Genomic DNA, 16,237 nt, shown 5'->3' on the forward strand with positions numbered 1-16,237 from the left:
CAGCGAACGCGCACAGGTTATTGCCAGCGAAACGCAGTGAAAAGCGGTTTGGGGAGGCTAAAAAGAAAAACGACTGGTTCCCTGGACGGAGAGAGTACCAGGTTACCAGTCGAATTTACTGAATGGTCAGGCTTACGCCAGAACCATTGACGGTGCGCGGAATGCCAGCGGCAGTTTTGCGTCGTCTTCGAAGGTCACATACTCCCAGGCTTCCTGTTTTGCCAGAACAGCCTGCAGCAGTTTGTTATTTAACGCGTGACCGGATTTGAACGCCGTGAATGCGCCGATAATGTTGTGACCACACATAAACAGGTCACCGATCGCATCCAGCATTTTGTGGCGTACAAACTCATCTTCAAAGCGCAGACCGTCTTCGTTCAGTACGCGATAATCGTCAACAACGATGGCACAATCGAAGCTGCCGCCCAGGCACAGGCCACGGGACTGCAGATATTCGATATCACGCATGAAACCGAAAGTACGAGCACGGCTAATCTGACGCATGAACGCATCGGCCGAGAAGTTCAGCGCATAGCGTTGGGTGCTTGAGTCAATCGCCGGATGGTTAAAGTCGATGGTAAAGTCCAACGAAAAACCATTGTACGGCTTAAACTCAGCCCATTTGTCGCCATCTTCAACGCGAACCGTCTCTTTGATACGCACAAATTTCTTGGCGCTGTTCAGTTCATCGATGCCGGCATCCAGCAACAGATAAACGAACGGAGCGGCGCTACCGTCCATAATCGGGATTTCCGGCGCATCGACTTCAACAATAATGTTGTCGATGCCCAGGCCAGCCAGTGCGGCATTTAAGTGCTCGACTGTAGAAATCCGCACGTCATGCTCGTTCACCAGGCAAGTACAGAGCATGGTATCACGCACAGATTTGGCATCAGCCGGAAAATCAACCGGTGGATTCAAGTCGGTGCGACGATAGATGACCCCGGTATTTGCCGGCGCAGGGCGTAAAGTCAGCGTGACTTTCTTGCCGGTATGCAAACCGACACCAGTCGCCTGAACAATACGTTTAAGAGTCCTTTGTTTGATCATCGTATAATCTCGCCAAGTTACCTATCCAACCGAAGTGTACTATACATTCGGCAGGGCAGTTTAGCACAAAGAGCGCAGATGCCCAACTTCCAGCCAATTCTTAATCGGCTTGCTTACGCAGGAAAGCTGGAATATCCAGATAATCCGGCTCTTTCGCGGTTTGCGGCGTATTGTCGTTCACCACTTTCGCGACCGGTTTCTGCTCTTGAGTTAATGGAGCCATACCGTGCTGCTGGTAGCGATCCATTACCGGCTGCTGTACCTGTTTGTTGGTCACCAGGGTAATTTCCGGACGCTTGTCCATACCGATACCGGTGGCAACAACGGTCACACGCAGTTCATCGTTCATATCCGGGTCCAGGGAGGTACCGATAACCACGGTCGCGTTATCCGAAGCAAAGGCGCGGATAGTGTTACCGACGGTCTCGAACTCATCCAGACGCAGGTCGAAGCCAGCGGTGATGTTGACCAGTACGCCACGCGCGCCGGACAGATCGATATCTTCCAGCAGCGGAGAAGAGATAGCCATTTCAGCCGCTTCTTCCGCACGGTCTTCACCGCTCGCCACGCCGGAGCCCATCATTGCGTAGCCCATTTCCGACATCACGGTACGAACGTCCGCGAAGTCGACGTTCATCAGACCCGGACGGGTAATCAGTTCGGCAATACCCTGCACCGCGCCTTTCAGTACGTCGTTCGCCGCGCCGAAAGCGTCAAGCAGAGAGATACCGCGACCCAGTACTTTCAGCAGCTTGTCGTTCGGGATGGTGATCAGTGAGTCAACGTGCTTGGACAGCTCGGTGATCCCCTGCTCAGCAAACGCCATGCGCTTCTTGCCTTCGAAATTAAATGGCTTAGTGACGACCGCAACGGTCAGGATACCCAGATCCTTCGCCACTTCCGCGACCACTGGCGCCGCACCGGTACCGGTACCGCCGCCCATACCCGCCGCGATAAACACCATGTCCGCGCCATCAAGCGCAGCGCGCAGCGCTTCACGGTCTTCGTCAGCCGCATTGCGGCCAACTTCCGGGTTCGCGCCTGCACCCAGACCTTTGGTAATACCGCTACCGATCTGGATAGTCTGGCCAACAGCCGTTTTACGCAGCGCCTGCGCATCGGTGTTCACCGCGAAGAATTCAACACCCTCAATGCGCTCGCGCACCATGTGTTCAACGGCATTACCGCCGCCGCCACCGACGCCGATGACTTTAATCACCGCGTCGTTGGTCAGTTCCATAGGTTCAAACATAGTTTCTCTCCGTCTTGTGCCTGTCGCCTGAGAACGCTAATTGTCTGCGTTCTCTTAAAAAATTAAAACTCTTTTCGCAGCCAGCTGTTGAGTCGCTTAATCCACGAGCCCACTGACGCCGTCACGCGTTTTTCGACTTCTGCTTCACCACTGAGATGTGACTCTTTTCCGTAGTGCAGCAGCCCAACCGCCGTCGAATAATACGGCTCCTGAGCGTAATCCGTTAAACCGGTAATGTTCAGCGGCGCGCCAATGCGTACCTGCGTATGGAACACGCGCTGCGCGCAGGCCGCCAGGCCTTCGATTTGCGCGGCGCCGCCGGTTAAAACAATCCCCGCCGCCAGATGGTGTTTGACCCCTTGCTGACGGAGCTGTTCCTGCAGCTGCAGGATTTCTTCATTAACCAGATTGAGCAGTTCGGTATAACGCGGTTCAATCACCTCTGCCAGCGTCTGACGCTGCAGGCTACGCGGCGGACGTCCGCCCACGCTCGGTACTTCCACGTTTTCGTCTTTACCGACGATTGAACCTAATGCGCAACCGTGACGAACCTTGATGGCTTCGGCGTCGCTCGGCGGCGTACCGAAGGCATAGGCGATGTCGCTGGTCACCACGTTGCCCGCGTAAGGGATCACTTTGGTGTGACGCAGCGCGCCGCCGGTATACACGGCGATATCCATTGTACCACCGCCGATGTCTACTACGCAGACACCCAGCTCACGTTCGTCTTCCGTTAATACGGAATAACTGGCCGCTAAACCGGCGAAAATAAGTTGGTCAACTTTCAGACCACAACGTTCAACCGCTTTAACAATGTTTTTCGCCATATCGTTATGGCAGGTAATCAGATGTACCTTCGCCTGCATACGCACGCCGGATAACCCTACCGGGTTTTTAATACCTTCCTGGTAGTCGATGGCGTATTCCTGCGGGATGACGTGCAGTACGCGATGCTCGTCGCGTACGCGTACCGATTTCGCAGTATGAACGACGTTTTCCACGTCATCCTGCGTCACCTCTTCTTCGGAGATAGGCACCATGCCAATCTCATTTTGACAGCTAATATGCTTACCTGAAAGCGCCAGATACACTGATGAGATCTGGCAATCGGCCATCAGTTCAGCCTGGTCGATAGCGCGCTGTACGCATTTCACTACCGACTCGAGGTCATTCACCCCGCCTTTATCCATGCCGCGCGATGGGCAACTGCCCACGCCAATGATATTAATCATACCGTCGGGCAGAACTTCCCCTACTAAAGCGGCAACCTTCGCGGTGCCAATCTCCAGTCCAACTACCAGTTTTCTGTCCGTCGCCTTGATCATCGTTGTTCTGCCTGTGCCTGATTCTGTTGTTGATTATTTTCCTCTACGGGAGCAGGTACCCAACCTACCGCCGCACCCGAGTCATAGCGCAAATCAACGTAGCTTATCCGTTTGCCGTCGGTCTGTGCCTGCTGCTGAAGAACCGGGTAGAGTTCCATAAAGCGCTGAAGCCGTTTCATGGTGTCGCCGCGGCCAAGGTTGAGCTTAATATCGTTATTAAGCGTCAACTGCCAGGAGCGACGCGCGGTCATTGCCGCCACTTTCAACGTGAACTTATTCTTTGCCAGCACCTGCCCCATGTCGCGGTATCCCTGCAGCACTTCATTTTCGCTGCCTTCAGGGCCGTATAACATCGGTAAGTTCTGTTTGCTGGTACGATCCGCCGGCACGCTGAAAGAATTTCCTTCGACGTCTACCATATGTTGATCATTCCAGCGCGCAATCGGCACATATTCAACCAGATGAATCTTCAATTCATCGGGCCATTGTTTTCTTACGCTCGCCTGTTTAATCCACGGCAGGCGCTCAATTTGACTCTGGATGATATTGACGTCCTGAGTCATAAAAGTGCCCGGCGAGCCCAACGCCAGAATAGCCTGACGGATATCATCGTTACGCGTGTAGTGACGTTCGCCGGTGACGACCATTTTCGACAACGGCAGACGCTGCGCATCTTCCATCCATCCAAGAACCATCCATCCGCTGACCAACACGGTACACAACACCGCCAGCAGGAAAACGATACCTGCCAGCCGGGTTCCATTATTCCGACGCGAAGAAGCAATCGACTCTTCTTCCTGGTTCCGCGTATTCAGCGCCGCCTGCGACATATCACCCCGCCAGGTCCAGAATTCGTACAACAAGCTGCGAGAAGCTCATCCCCGCCTGGCGGGCCGCCATCGGCACCAGACTATGGCTGGTCATCCCCGGTGAGGTGTTCGCTTCCAGCAGATAAAACTGGCCATCGCTGTCCAGCATCACGTCAATACGTCCCCATCCTTTGCAACCCAGAACATTCCAGGCTTTAAGCACCAGGCTCTGGATTTCTGTCTCGCGGGCAGGTTCCTCAAAACCAGGGCAGAAATATTGCGTCTCATCAGAGAGATACTTCGCCTCATAATCATAGAAGGTTCCAGCCGCCTGGATACGAATTGACGGTAAAATTTCTTCACCGACGATAGCGACGGTAAATTCCGGGCCACTAAGCCATTTCTCAATCAGAACTTCATCATCATGCTGAAAAGCCAGCGCCAATGCATCCTGCATTGCACAACTTTCGCTAACTTTCGACATCCCGACGCTTGACCCTTCGCGGCTCGGCTTGATGATAACCGGCAGCCCCAGCGCCGCAATCTGCTCACTAACGCCAGCAGAAAGTCCTGCGTTGAACTGGGCGCGGGTCAATGCAACCCATGGCGCGACCGGTAATCCCGCCCCCTGCCACAGTAATTTACTGCGCAGTTTATCCATCGAAATGGCGGAAGCCATTACGCCACTACCGGTGTACGGCAGTTGAATGAGCTCAAGAAGGCCTTGCAGCGTGCCATCTTCGCCGCCGCGCCCGTGCAGGGCAATAAACGCTTTCTGAAAGCCCATGTTTTTTAGCTGGGTGATATCAACGTCGCGCGGATCGACCGGGTGGGCATCCACCCCGCCTTCACGCAGCCCGGCCAACACCGCCGCGCCTGAATTCAGCGAGACTTCACGTTCAGCAGAGGTTCCGCCGAAGAGAACCGCGATTTTATCAGCCATGGCGGTCCTCCTCCGTTTTTTGCGGTACCAGTTTGATTTCAGCCAGGTGACGTGCGATTTTTCCTATGTTGCCGGCGCCCTGCACCAGCACCAGATCGTCGCCGGTCAATACCGACGCCAGCATCTCCGCGGCCTGCGCCGGATCGGAAACCAGAATCGGGTCAACTTTGCCGCGACCGCGGATCGTACGGCACAGCGAGCGGCTATCGGCGCCTGGAATCGGCGCTTCACCCGCCGGATACACATCCAGCATCAGCAGCGCATCGACCTGGGTCAGCACGTTGGCGAAATCATCATACAGATCGCGAGTACGGGTATAACGGTGCGGCTGGAATACCATCACCAGATTTTTATCCGGCCAGCCGGCACGCGCCGCTTTGATAGTGGCGTCGACTTCCGTCGGGTGATGACCGTAATCGTCGATCAGCATCGCGCTACCGCTCTTGCCGTTGACTTCCGCCAGCGGATATTCGCCAAGGAAGTCGAAGCGGCGGCCGGTGCCCTGGAAACTTTCCAACGCGCGCAGAATCGCCTCGTCTTCAATGCCCTCTTCCGTCGCGACGGCAACGGCCGCGGCAGCGTTAAGCGCATTGTGGCGACCCGGTGCGTTCAGCGTCACCTGCATGACCTCTTTGTCCTGGCGTACCAGGCGGAAATGGCCCTGCGCGCCGACCTGACGATACTCTTCAATGCGTACGTCGGCGTCATCGCTAAAACCATAGGTGGTGATTTGGCGGCCGACGCGCGGCAGCAGTTCACGAATCACCGGGTCATCCACGCACATCACGGCGCGCCCGTAGAACGGCAGGTTGTGCAGGAAGTTAATAAAGGTCTGCTTCAGGTTCTCGAAGTCGCCATGATAGGTATCCATATGGTCAGCTTCAATGTTGGTCACAATGGCGACCATCGGCTGCAGATGCAGGAACGACGCATCGCTCTCATCCGCTTCCGCAATCAGATAGCGGCTATGGCCAAGACGGGCATGCACGCCCGCCGCCTTCACCAGCCCGCCGTTGACGAAGGTCGGATCGAGGCCGGCCTCGGCGTAAATGCTGGATACCATCGCGGTGGTGGTGGTTTTGCCGTGAGTACCGGCAATCGCAATTCCGTGACGGAAACGCATGAGTTCCGCCAGCATTTCCGCGCGGCGGATCACCGGAATGCGCGCTTCGTGCGCGGCGACGATTTCCGGGTTATCCGCGGAGATCGCGCTGGACACCACGACAACGCTGGCATCGCGCACGTTTTCCGGGCGATGGTTGAAATAAATGGTGGCGCCAAGCTGCGACAGCTGCTGAGTCACCGGATTCGGCGCAAGATCGGAGCCGCTAATCTGGTAGCCTTCATTCGCCAACACTTCGGCAATACCGCCCATACCGGCACCGCCGATGCCGACAAAGTGAATGTGCCGGACGCGACGCATCTCGGGCACTATGGAACGCAGTTTTGCCAAATCTTGTGTATTCATTCTTTACGCCATCAACTTCTTTATTCGGGCGGTGATAATCACCGCGATTAGCGCGCCAAAGCTACGGCGCTGACCTCTTCCGCTACCCGCTCGGTAGCATCCGGAATCGAAGCGCCACGCGCTCGTTCCGCCATATCCATCAGGGTTTCCCGATCCCAACCGGCCAGAGTGGCCGCCACGGCATCCGCCGTGAACTCGGGTTGTTCGAGAATTTTCGCCGCGCCGGCTTTTTCCAGCGGCAGCGCATTCCAGTACTGCTGACGATCTTTGTGCTGGAACGGGACGAACAATGCCGGTAAACCTGCGGCAGCGATTTCGCTGACCGTCAGCGCGCCGGAACGACAAACAACCACATCGGCCCACGCATAGGCTGCCGCCATATCATCAATAAACTCAGTCACTTTATGCTGCGGCTGACCGGCGGCGGCGTACGCCTGGCGCACGGTATCCATGCCGCCTTTCCCGCTCTGATGCCAGATGGTCACCGCATCGCCGAGCTTCGCGGCCACCTGCGGCATAGTCTGGTTCAGCACGCGCGCGCCCTGAGAGCCGCCGACCACCAGCACGCGAATCGGCCCCTGCCGGCCCACCAGACGCTGTCCCGGCAGCGGTAGCGCGAGAACGTCGGTACGCACCGGATTGCCCACGACATCTGCGTGCGGGAAGGCGCCGGGAAACGCCTGCATCACTTTCTTCGCAATCTTCGCCAGCCATTTATTGGTCAGGCCGGCAATCCCGTTTTGTTCATGCAGCACCACAGGGATCCCGAGCGACCATGCCGCCAGACCGCCAGGTCCGGAAACATAACCGCCCATGCCCAGCACCACATCCGGCTGGAAACGCTTCATGATCGCCCGCGCCTGCCGCCAGGCGTTGAAGATCCGCACCGGCGCTAACAGTTGCGCTTTTATCCCTTTGCCGCGCAGGCCGGAGATGCGAATAAAATCGATATCAATGCCGTGTTTCGGCACTAAATCCGCTTCCATACGATCGGCGGTGCCAAGCCAGCGAACCTGCCAGCCCTGGTCCATTAAATGGTGCGCGACCGCCAGCCCCGGGAACACATGTCCGCCAGTGCCGCCCGCCATCACCATTAACCGCTTTTCCTGACCGCTCATCGAACACCCCGTGTAAACGCCTGCGCTTTCTCGAGGCGCGTTTCATAATCTATTCGCAATAAAAACATAATGGCCGTCGACATAATCAGCAGACTGGAGCCACCATAACTAATCAATGGCAAGGTCAACCCCTTGGTCGGCAGCATCCCCGCCGCCGCCCCGACGTTAACCAACGCCTGGAAGCTAAACCACACGCCGATAGCACAGGCCAAAAAGCCGGAGAAGCGGTGGTCAATCTCCAGCGCTTTGCGGCCAATCGACATGGCGCGAAAGGCGACGAAGAATACCATTAAAAGCGCGAGTACCACACCGATATAACCGAGTTCTTCGCCGATAATGGCGAAGATAAAGTCGGTATGCGCTTCCGGCAAATACTCCAGTTTCTGCACCGAGTTGCCGAGGCCCTGCCCCCACATCTCGCCGCGGCCAAAGGCCATCAGCGATTGGGTCAGCTGATAGCCGCTGCCAAACGGGTCTTCCCACGGGTTCCAGAAGGAGGTGACGCGGCGAATACGATACGGTTCGGCGAGGATCAGCAGCACCACCGCCGAGATCCCCATGCCGATAATGGCGATGAACTGCCAGAGTTTCGCGCCGGCCAGGAACAACATCGCCAGCGTGGTGACGAACAGTACGACTACCGTACCGAGGTCAGGCTGCGCCAGCAGCAAAATCGCCAGTACGAAAATCACGCCCATCGGTTTTAAGAAGCCGCGCAGGTTGTTACGCACCTCATCCGCTTTACGCACCAGATAGTTGGCGATGTAGCAGAACAGCGATAGCTTGGTAAACTCCGCTGGCTGAATGCGCAGCGGCCCGAGCGCGATCCAACGCGAGGCGCCGTTAACCGAGCTCCCCACCACCAGTACGATCAGCAGCATCACAATCGAGGCGATCAGCATCGCGGTACTGTGGCGCTGCCAGAACTCCATCGGCAAGCGCAGCGTAATCATCGCCAGCGCGAAGGCCAGCACAATATACAAACCATCACGCTTAGCAAACAGGAACGGATCGTTCGCCAGGCGCTGTCCGACCGGCATCGAGGCCGAGGTCACCATGATAAAACCGATAGCCGCCAGGCCGAAGGTCAGCCACAGCAGCATCCGGTCATACATGACCAGGCTATCGTTATCTTTCGGGCGCGAGCCCATCACCCAACCTTTCAGCGCGGCGAACAGCCAGGCGAAAATAAACATCCCCGGCAGTCGCGGCAGCTTCAACCGGGGCAGGCCCAGCTGTGGCATTCTCAGGCGTGGGAGAGAGAAACGCATCAACCTAACTCCTTCGCCAGACGGGTAAAGACATCACCCCGTTGTTCAAAGTTTTTAAACTGGTCCAGGCTCGCGCAGGCCGGCGACAGTAAGACCATATCGCCTGTTTTAACCTGCGAAGCGATCTGCCGCATCGCCTGTTCCATGGTTTCGGTTTGTACCGCGATTTCCGGACGCAGCGCCGCCAGTTGAGCGCCGTCGCGGCCGAAGCAGTACAGACGAACGTTCTCGCCGCCAAGATAGCGTTTCAGCGGCGTGAAGTCGGCGGATTTACCGTCGCCGCCCAACAACAGATACAGCGTACCGTCGAGATGCAGGCCGTTCAGCGCCGCCTCGGTACTGCCGACGTTGGTCGCCTTGGAGTCATTGATCCAACGCACGCCGTTATGCTCCAGCGCCAGCTGGAAGCGGTGCGCCAGGCCGGTGAAGGTGGTCAGCGCCTTCAGGCTACTGGCGCGCGGCAAGCCCGCGGCATCCGCCAGCGCCAGCGCCGCCAGGGCATTGCTGTAGTTGTGCTGGCCGCTGATGGTCATTTCTTTCACGTTCAGCACTTTCTCACCCTTCACCCGCAGCCAGGTTTCGCCCTGCTGGCGGTTAAGGTGATAGTCTCCGACATCGACGCCGAAGCTGACGCAGCGTTCGTCAGCGCCGCGTACCGGCATGGTCAGCGCGTCATCGGCATTCACCACGCAGGTTTTAGCATTTTCATAGACCCGCAGTTTCGCCGCGCGATACTGCTGCAGCCCCAGCGGATAGCGGTCCATATGGTCCTCAGTCACGTTGAGGATGGTTGCCGCGACGGCTTTCAGGCTGGAGGTGGTCTCCAGCTGGAAGCTGGAAAGTTCAAGCACGTACAGTTCGCGCGCCGGATCCAGCAGCATCAGCGCCGGCAGGCCGATATTGCCGCCAACGCCGACGTTCACGCCCGCCGCCTTCGCCATCTCGCCCACCAGGGTAGTGACGGTGCTTTTTCCGTTAGAGCCGGTAATGGCGATAATCGGCGCCTGCGCCTCGCGGCAAAACAGCTCGATATCGCCGACGATTTCCACTCCGGCATCCGCCGCCGCGCTCAGTGAAGGGTGCGCCAGAGCAATCCCCGGGCTTGCGACAATCAGATCCGCCGCCAGCAGCCAGTCGTCGTTAAGGCCGCCCACGTGGCGCTCAACGGCTTCCGGCAGCTTATCAAGCCCGGCAGGGGCGACGCGGGTATCCATCACGCGCGGGGTTACGCCGCGCGCCATGAAAAAGTCCACGCATGACAGGCCGGTCATGCCCAGCCCAATAATGACGACTTTTTTACCCTGATAATCTGCCATGATTAACGTACCTTCAGCGTCGCCAGGCCAATCAGCACCAGCATCAGCGAAATAATCCAGAAGCGCACGATAACGCGCGGTTCCGGCCAGCCTTTCAGTTCATAGTGGTGGTGAATCGGCGCCATACGGAAGATGCGCTGGCCGCGCAGCTTGAACGAGCCGACCTGCAGGATAACCGACAAGGTTTCCACGACGAAAACGCCGCCCATAATCACCAGCAGGAACTCCTGACGCAGCAGTACGGCGATAATGCCCAGCGCGCCGCCGAGCGCCAGCGAACCGACGTCACCCATAAAGACCTGCGCCGGGTAGGTGTTAAACCACAAGAAGCCCAAGCCCGCGCCGACAATCGCCGTGCAGACGATAACCAGCTCGCCGGCGTGACGCAGATAAGGAATATGCAGGTAGTTGGCGAAGTTCATGTTACCGGTGGCCCACGCTACCAGCGCAAAGCCGGCGGCGACGAAGACGGTCGGCATAATCGCCAGGCCGTCGAGGCCGTCGGTGAGATTGACCGCATTGCCGGTACCGACGATAACGAAGTAAGCCAGCAGGATGTAGAACAGCCCCAGCTGCGGCATCACATCTTTAAAGAACGGCACTACCAGCTCGGTCGCCGGGGTGTCTTTCCCCGCCAGATACAGCGCGAACGCCACGCCCAGCGCGATTACCGACATCCAGAAATACTTCCAGCGGGCAATCAGGCCCTTGGTGTCTTTACGCACGACTTTACGGTAATCATCGACAAACCCGATGATGCCGTAGCCGATTAATACCGTCAGCACGCACCAGACGTATGGATTGGACGGATAAGCCCACAGCAGGACGGAAACGGTAATCGCGGTGAGGATCATAATCCCGCCCATGGTCGGGGTCCCGCGTTTGCTGAAGTGGGACTCCGGGCCGTCGTTACGAACGACCTGACCGAAGGACAGTTTTTGCAGACGGGCGATCATACGCGGGCCCATCCACAACGAGATGAACAGCGCGGTCAGCAGGCTGACGATGGCGCGAAACGTCAGATAGGAAAAGACGTTAAAGCCGGAATAATATTTGACCAGATGTTCGGCCAGCCATACTAACATGTCGCAATCTCCTGTAATGCGCGTACTACCTCTTCCATAGCGGCACTACGTGAACCCTTCACTAAAATGGTCATGATTTTATGCTCTGCCAGCAGCTCGCGCAGGCGAGCTACCACGGCGGCTTTATCGTTAAAATGTTCGCCCACGCCGCTGGCGCTGCTGATATCCGCGCTCAGTGAACCGACGCTGAGCACGCAATCCAGGCCCGCCGCTTTCGCCGCTTCGCCCACTTCGCGATGACAGGCCGCGCTTTCCGCGCCGAGTTCAGCCATATCGCCGACCACCATCGCCCGGAAGCCCGGCATTTCCGCCAGCACCTGTACCGCGGCGGTCATCGAACCGACGTTGGCGTTGTAGGAGTCATCCAGCAGCAGCTGGTTTTCCGCCAGTTGGATCGGGAACAGACGTCCCGGCACCGCTTGCAGCTGCGCCAGTCCAGCTTTCACCGCGGCCAGATCGGCGCCTACCGCCATCGCCAGCGAAGTTGCCGCCAGCGCGTTAGCGATGTTATGGCGCCCCGGCAGCGGCAGCAGTACGTCGACGTTGCCGAACGGGGTCTGCAGCGTAAATTCGGTGCCATAACTGGTGATATGAACATTGGTCGCCGTGAAGTCGCTGTTAGCCGCGTTCGGCGAGAAGCGCCACACTTTGCGATCGCCAATCACGCTCTGCCAGTTCAGCCAGTCGTTATTGTCGGCATTCAAAATCGCGATGCCGTTTTGCGGCAGGCCGGTGAAGATTTCGCCCTTGGCTTTTGCCACGCCCGCCAGCGAGCCGAAGCCTTCGAGGTGCGCGGCGGCGAGGTTGTTGACCAGCGCCGCTTCCGGACGCGTCAGGCTGACGGTCCAGGCGATTTCGCCCTGGTGGTTGGCGCCAAGTTCAATCACCGCATACTGGTGATCTTTGTTCAGACGCAGCAGCGTCATCGGTACCCCGATATCGTTATTCAGGTTACCGGCGGTATACAGCGTATTTCCGCACTGGCTGAGGATCGCCGCGGTCATCTCTTTGACCGAGGTCTTACCGGACGAACCGGTGAGCGCAACGACGCGGGTCGGCACCTGCTGACGCACCCAGGCCGCTAACTCGCCAAAAGCCAGACGGGTATCTTTCACCACCACCTGCGGTAAATCGCAGGCCAGTTGGCGGCTAACCAGCAGCGCGCCTGCGCCCGCCGCTTTCGCTTGTTCGGCAAAATCATGCGCGTCGAAACGCTCGCCTTTCAGCGCCACAAACAGGCAACCCGCCGTGACTTTGCGGGTATCGGACGTCACGTCATCGATAGCGATATCGCTACCCTGCAGTTCGCCGCGGGTGATATCGGCGAGCTGGCTTAATGTAAAGCGAATCATGCTACCGCTCCCAGCAGACGCGCGACGGTAACGCGGTCGGAGTAATCCAGACGGCGGTTGCCGACTATCTGATAGTCTTCGTGGCCTTTGCCCGCGACCAGCACAACGTCGTTCGCTTTCGCCTGCATCACCGCGCTGGTCACCGCTTCCGCGCGGCCTTCCATCACCTTCACCTGCCCGGCATCAAGCATGCCGGCCAGAATGTCGTTGATAATCGCCCGCGGCTCTTCGGTACGCGGGTTATCGTCGGTAACAACCACGATATCGGCAAACTCTTCCGCGATAGCGCCCATCAGCGGGCGTTTGCCCTTGTCGCGGTCGCCGCCGCAGCCGAAGACGCACCACAGCTTGCCGCTACAGTGCAGACGAGCGGCCTGCAGCGCTTTTTCCAGCGCGTCAGGCGTATGGGCGTAATCGACCACCACGGTCGGTTTGTCCGGCGCGCTGAACACTTCCATGCGGCCGCACACCGGCTGTAAACGCGAAGAGGTTTTCAACAGGTCCGCCAGCGGATAGCCCAGCGCCAGCAGCGTCGCCAGCGCCAGCAGCAGGTTGCTGACGTTAAAGGCGCCCATCAGGCGGCTTTCGATTTCGCCCTTGCCCCAGCTCGAGTCAAACTGAATGGTCGCGCCGCTGTCGTGATAGTTGACCGCGGTCGCCTTCAGCCAGCGGCCGTGGCAGTTCGGATTGATATGATCTTCCATCGACACCGCCACCGCATCCGGCAGTTTCGCCAGCCAGCGACGCCCCACTTCATCGTCGGCGTTGACGATGGCCTGGCCGCAATGGTGGGTGGAATAGAGCAGCCATTTCGCCGCTTCGTAATGTTCCATGTCGCCATGGTAGTCGAGGTGGTCACGGCTCAGATTGGTAAACACCGAGGCGGCAAACTGCAGCGCCGCCACGCGGTGCTGAACCAGCCCGTGAGAAGAGACTTCCATCGCGCCGAAAGTCGCCCCCTGCCCTACCAGACCGGAAAGCACGTGCTGAACATCAACCGCAGAGCCGGTGGTGTTTTCGGTTGGCACCACTTTATCCAGCAGGCCGTTACCGACGGTACCCATCACCGCGCTGGTTTCGCCGAGCAGTTTCGCCCACTGCGCAAGCAGTTGAGTCGTGGTGGTTTTACCGTTAGTACCGGTGACGCCCACCAGGCGCATCTGCTGCGAAGGTTGATGATAAAAACGCCCGGCCAGCGCGGATAACCGCTCGTTCAGTTGGCTAAGGTAGATGACCGGCACGCCGTGCATCTCGCGAACTTCGCCGTCTGCGGCCTCGCCCTGCGCCTCAGCAATAATGGCAGCAACACCTTGCGCTATCGCCTGCGGGATATAACGACGCCCGTCCGCCTGATGACCCTGTACCGCGACAAAGAGGTCGCCGGACGCCGCCACGCGGCTGTCCAGCGTCATCTCTCGCAGAATTCGCTCCGGCGCATTTGGCACCCACGGAGCGAGAAGGTCGCGCAAATTACGATCTGCCACCTGTTCCCTCGCCTTGATTAATCACAAATTCACTTTTTTCGCCCGTTGCCAGCGCATCCGGTTCGATGTTCATGGTGCGCAGTACGCCGCCCATGATGGCACCGAATACCGGCGCGGAAACGGCGCCACCGTAGTATTTACCTGCCTGCGGGTCGTTGATCACCACCACCAGCGCGAAACGCGGGTGGCTGGCGGGCGCAACGCCTGCGGTGTAAGCAATATATTTGTTGATGTAGCGGCCATCCGGCCCCACTTTTTTCGCCGTACCGGTTTTAATGGCGATGCGATAGCCTTTAATCGCCGCTTTCACGCCGCCGCCGCCGGGAAGCGCCACGCTTTCCATCATGTGAACGACGGTACGAACGAGCGAGTCCGGGAACACGCGCTCGCCCGGAACCGGTGGATCAACTTTGGTAATCGACAGCGGGCGATAGATGCCATAGCTGCCAATCGTTGCGTAGACTCGCGCTAACTGTAACGGTGTTACCATTAGCCCGTAGCCGAAAGAAAAGGTGGCCCTCTCTATGTCAGACCACCGTTGTTTTTGAGGATATAAGCCACTGCGTTCTCCGACCAACCCCAAATTGGTCGCCTTTCCAAGCCCAAAACGTGAGTAAGTATCTACTAACGCTGAGGACGGCATCGCTAACGCCAGCTTAGAAACGCCGACGTTACTCGACTTCTGTAGCACCCCGGTCAGGGTCAATTCGCTGTAGCGCGCCACGTCTTTGATTTCGTGGCCGTTAATTCGATATGGAATGGTATTCAGCACGGTATTTTCATTGACGATGCCGCGCTGCAGCGCCGTCATCACCACCATCGGCTTCACCGTTGAACCCGGTTCAAATACGTCGGTGATGGCGCGGTTACGCATGGTATCTTTGGAGGTACCCGCGAAATTATTTGGGTTGTACGACGGGCTATTCGCCATCGCCAGCACTTCACCGGTGTTGACGTCAACCAAAACGGCGGTGCCTGATTCCGCTTTGTTGAACGCCACCGCATTATTCAGTTCGCGATATACCAGCGCCTGCAGGCGCTCGTCGATGCTCAACGCGAGGTTATGCGCCGCCTGGCTGTCGGTGGAAGAAATGTCTTCAATCACGCGGCCATAGCGGTCTTTACGCACGATACGTTCGCCCGGCTGACCGGTCAGCCATTTATCAAAGCTTTTCTCAACCCCTTCAATCCCCTGGCTATCGACGTTGGTGAAGCCAATGAGGTGAGCGGTTACTTCGCCTGACGGATAATAACGGCGAGACTCCTCGCGCAGATGGATCCCCGGCAGCTTCAGTTTTCTGATGTAGTCGGCCATGTCAGGGTTCACCTGACGCGCCAGATAGATAAAACGCATCCGCGGGTTGCTGTTGATGCGCGATGCCAGCTGATCCAGCGGCATGTTCAGCGCATCGGCTAGCGCTTTCCAGCGGTTATCGAGCGTCACACCGCCCGCATCATGCAGCTCTTTCGGGTCGGCCCAAATCGCTTTTACCGGAACGCTGACCGCCAGCGGGCGGCCGGAGCGGTCGGTAATCATCCCGCGCGCGGTGGAGACTTCCTGTACGCGCAGGGAACGCATATCCCCCTGACGCACCAGCATGTCCGGGCTGACAACCTGCAGCCACGCGACGCGGCCAAGCAGGAAGGCGAGAGCGATTAAAATACATCCGCACAGCAACGCAAAACGCCAACTGATAAAGTTGGCCTGTTCTTCCTGACGTTTTGCTTTTGGCGTTTTCGGCGCTGCTTTCATGCGTCGCAATA

13 protein-coding genes are annotated in these 16,237 nt (G+C 57.9%); all 13 read right to left on the bottom strand.

Translation table 11 applies throughout. The features are described from left to right. Positions 1–132 precede the first annotated feature (132 nt). Positions 133–1,050, bottom strand: a complete 918-nt coding sequence (lpxC, locus tag PGR23_RS18500; RefSeq protein ID WP_015368241.1) for a UDP-3-O-acyl-N-acetylglucosamine deacetylase — start codon at positions 1,048–1,050, stop codon at positions 133–135. Between the two features lie 100 nt (positions 1,051–1,150). Continuing rightward, complete coding sequence (gene ftsZ, locus PGR23_RS18505) at positions 1,151–2,302, bottom strand: cell division protein FtsZ (RefSeq protein WP_004857884.1); 1,152 nt, start codon at positions 2,300–2,302, stop codon at positions 1,151–1,153. A 62-nt stretch (positions 2,303–2,364) separates the two neighbouring features. Continuing rightward, positions 2,365–3,627, bottom strand: a complete 1,263-nt coding sequence (ftsA, locus tag PGR23_RS18510) for a cell division protein FtsA (RefSeq protein WP_002888625.1) — start codon at positions 3,625–3,627, stop codon at positions 2,365–2,367. After that, complete coding sequence (gene ftsQ / locus PGR23_RS18515) at positions 3,624–4,457, bottom strand: cell division protein FtsQ (RefSeq protein ID WP_015368242.1); 834 nt, start codon at positions 4,455–4,457, stop codon at positions 3,624–3,626. The genes ftsA and ftsQ overlap by 4 nt, the downstream gene beginning before the upstream one ends. Before the next feature lies 1 nt (position 4,458). After that, entirely contained in the window at positions 4,459–5,379 is a 921-nt protein-coding gene (locus PGR23_RS18520; RefSeq protein WP_045390016.1) for a D-alanine--D-alanine ligase, read from the bottom strand. Next, a complete protein-coding gene (murC, locus tag PGR23_RS18525) occupies positions 5,372–6,847 on the bottom strand; it encodes a UDP-N-acetylmuramate--L-alanine ligase (RefSeq protein ID WP_020079611.1) in 1,476 nt (491 codons plus the stop codon). The genes PGR23_RS18520 and murC overlap by 8 nt, the downstream gene beginning before the upstream one ends. 47 nt (positions 6,848–6,894) lie before the next feature. Beyond that, positions 6,895–7,965, bottom strand: a complete 1,071-nt coding sequence (gene murG, locus PGR23_RS18530; RefSeq protein ID WP_047065207.1) for an undecaprenyldiphospho-muramoylpentapeptide beta-N-acetylglucosaminyltransferase — start codon at positions 7,963–7,965, stop codon at positions 6,895–6,897. After that, a complete protein-coding gene (gene ftsW / locus PGR23_RS18535) occupies positions 7,962–9,236 on the bottom strand; it encodes a cell division protein FtsW (RefSeq protein WP_045390013.1) in 1,275 nt (424 codons plus the stop codon). The genes murG and ftsW overlap by 4 nt, the downstream gene beginning before the upstream one ends. After that, positions 9,236–10,552: a UDP-N-acetylmuramoyl-L-alanine--D-glutamate ligase gene (murD, locus tag PGR23_RS18540; RefSeq protein ID WP_047042687.1), complete on the bottom strand. Its 1,317-nt coding sequence runs from the start codon at positions 10,550–10,552 to the stop codon at positions 9,236–9,238. Before murD ends, ftsW begins: the two co-directional genes overlap by 1 nt. Positions 10,553–10,554: 2 nt before the next feature. Continuing rightward, positions 10,555–11,637, bottom strand: coding sequence for a phospho-N-acetylmuramoyl-pentapeptide-transferase (mraY, locus tag PGR23_RS18545; RefSeq protein ID WP_004204335.1), 1,083 nt, complete (start codon positions 11,635–11,637; stop codon positions 10,555–10,557). After that, entirely contained in the window at positions 11,631–12,989 is a 1,359-nt protein-coding gene (gene murF / locus PGR23_RS18550; protein ID WP_396279919.1) for a UDP-N-acetylmuramoyl-tripeptide--D-alanyl-D-alanine ligase, read from the bottom strand. The genes mraY and murF overlap by 7 nt, the downstream gene beginning before the upstream one ends. Then, positions 12,986–14,473, bottom strand: coding sequence for a UDP-N-acetylmuramoyl-L-alanyl-D-glutamate--2,6-diaminopimelate ligase (gene murE / locus PGR23_RS18555; RefSeq protein WP_396279920.1), 1,488 nt, complete (start codon positions 14,471–14,473; stop codon positions 12,986–12,988). The genes murF and murE overlap by 4 nt, the downstream gene beginning before the upstream one ends. Further along, positions 14,460–16,226, bottom strand: a complete 1,767-nt coding sequence (locus tag PGR23_RS18560; RefSeq protein WP_045390005.1) for a peptidoglycan glycosyltransferase FtsI — start codon at positions 16,224–16,226, stop codon at positions 14,460–14,462. Before PGR23_RS18560 ends, murE begins: the two co-directional genes overlap by 14 nt. Positions 16,227–16,237 lie beyond the last annotated feature (11 nt).

Source organism: Klebsiella sp. 141162 (genome assembly GCF_050600755.1).
GTDB lineage: Bacteria > Pseudomonadota > Gammaproteobacteria > Enterobacterales > Enterobacteriaceae > Klebsiella > Klebsiella aerogenes.

Excerpts from the sequence above, each read along its gene's own strand:
- PGR23_RS18520 (WP_045390016.1), bottom strand. The coding sequence starts at position 5,379 with ATGGCTGATAAAATCGCGGTTCTCTTCGGCGGAACCTCTGCTGAACGT.
- murD (WP_047042687.1), bottom strand. The coding sequence starts at position 10,552 with ATGGCAGATTATCAGGGTAAAAAAGTCGTCATTATTGGGCTGGGCATG.
- ftsA (WP_002888625.1), bottom strand. The coding sequence starts at position 3,627 with ATGATCAAGGCGACGGACAGAAAACTGGTAGTTGGACTGGAGATTGGC.
- lpxC (WP_015368241.1), bottom strand. The coding sequence starts at position 1,050 with ATGATCAAACAAAGGACTCTTAAACGTATTGTTCAGGCGACTGGTGTC.
- murC (WP_020079611.1), bottom strand. The coding sequence starts at position 6,847 with ATGAATACACAAGATTTGGCAAAACTGCGTTCCATAGTGCCCGAGATG.
- ftsQ (WP_015368242.1), bottom strand. The coding sequence starts at position 4,457 with ATGTCGCAGGCGGCGCTGAATACGCGGAACCAGGAAGAAGAGTCGATT.
- ftsW (WP_045390013.1), bottom strand. The coding sequence starts at position 9,236 with ATGCGTTTCTCTCTCCCACGCCTGAGAATGCCACAGCTGGGCCTGCCC.
- PGR23_RS18560 (WP_045390005.1), bottom strand. The coding sequence starts at position 16,226 with ATGAAAGCAGCGCCGAAAACGCCAAAAGCAAAACGTCAGGAAGAACAG.
- ftsZ (WP_004857884.1), bottom strand. The coding sequence starts at position 2,302 with ATGTTTGAACCTATGGAACTGACCAACGACGCGGTGATTAAAGTCATC.
- murF (WP_396279919.1), bottom strand. The coding sequence starts at position 12,989 with ATGATTCGCTTTACATTAAGCCAGCTCGCCGATATCACCCGCGGCGAA.
- mraY (WP_004204335.1), bottom strand. The coding sequence starts at position 11,637 with ATGTTAGTATGGCTGGCCGAACATCTGGTCAAATATTATTCCGGCTTT.
- murG (WP_047065207.1), bottom strand. The coding sequence starts at position 7,965 with ATGAGCGGTCAGGAAAAGCGGTTAATGGTGATGGCGGGCGGCACTGGC.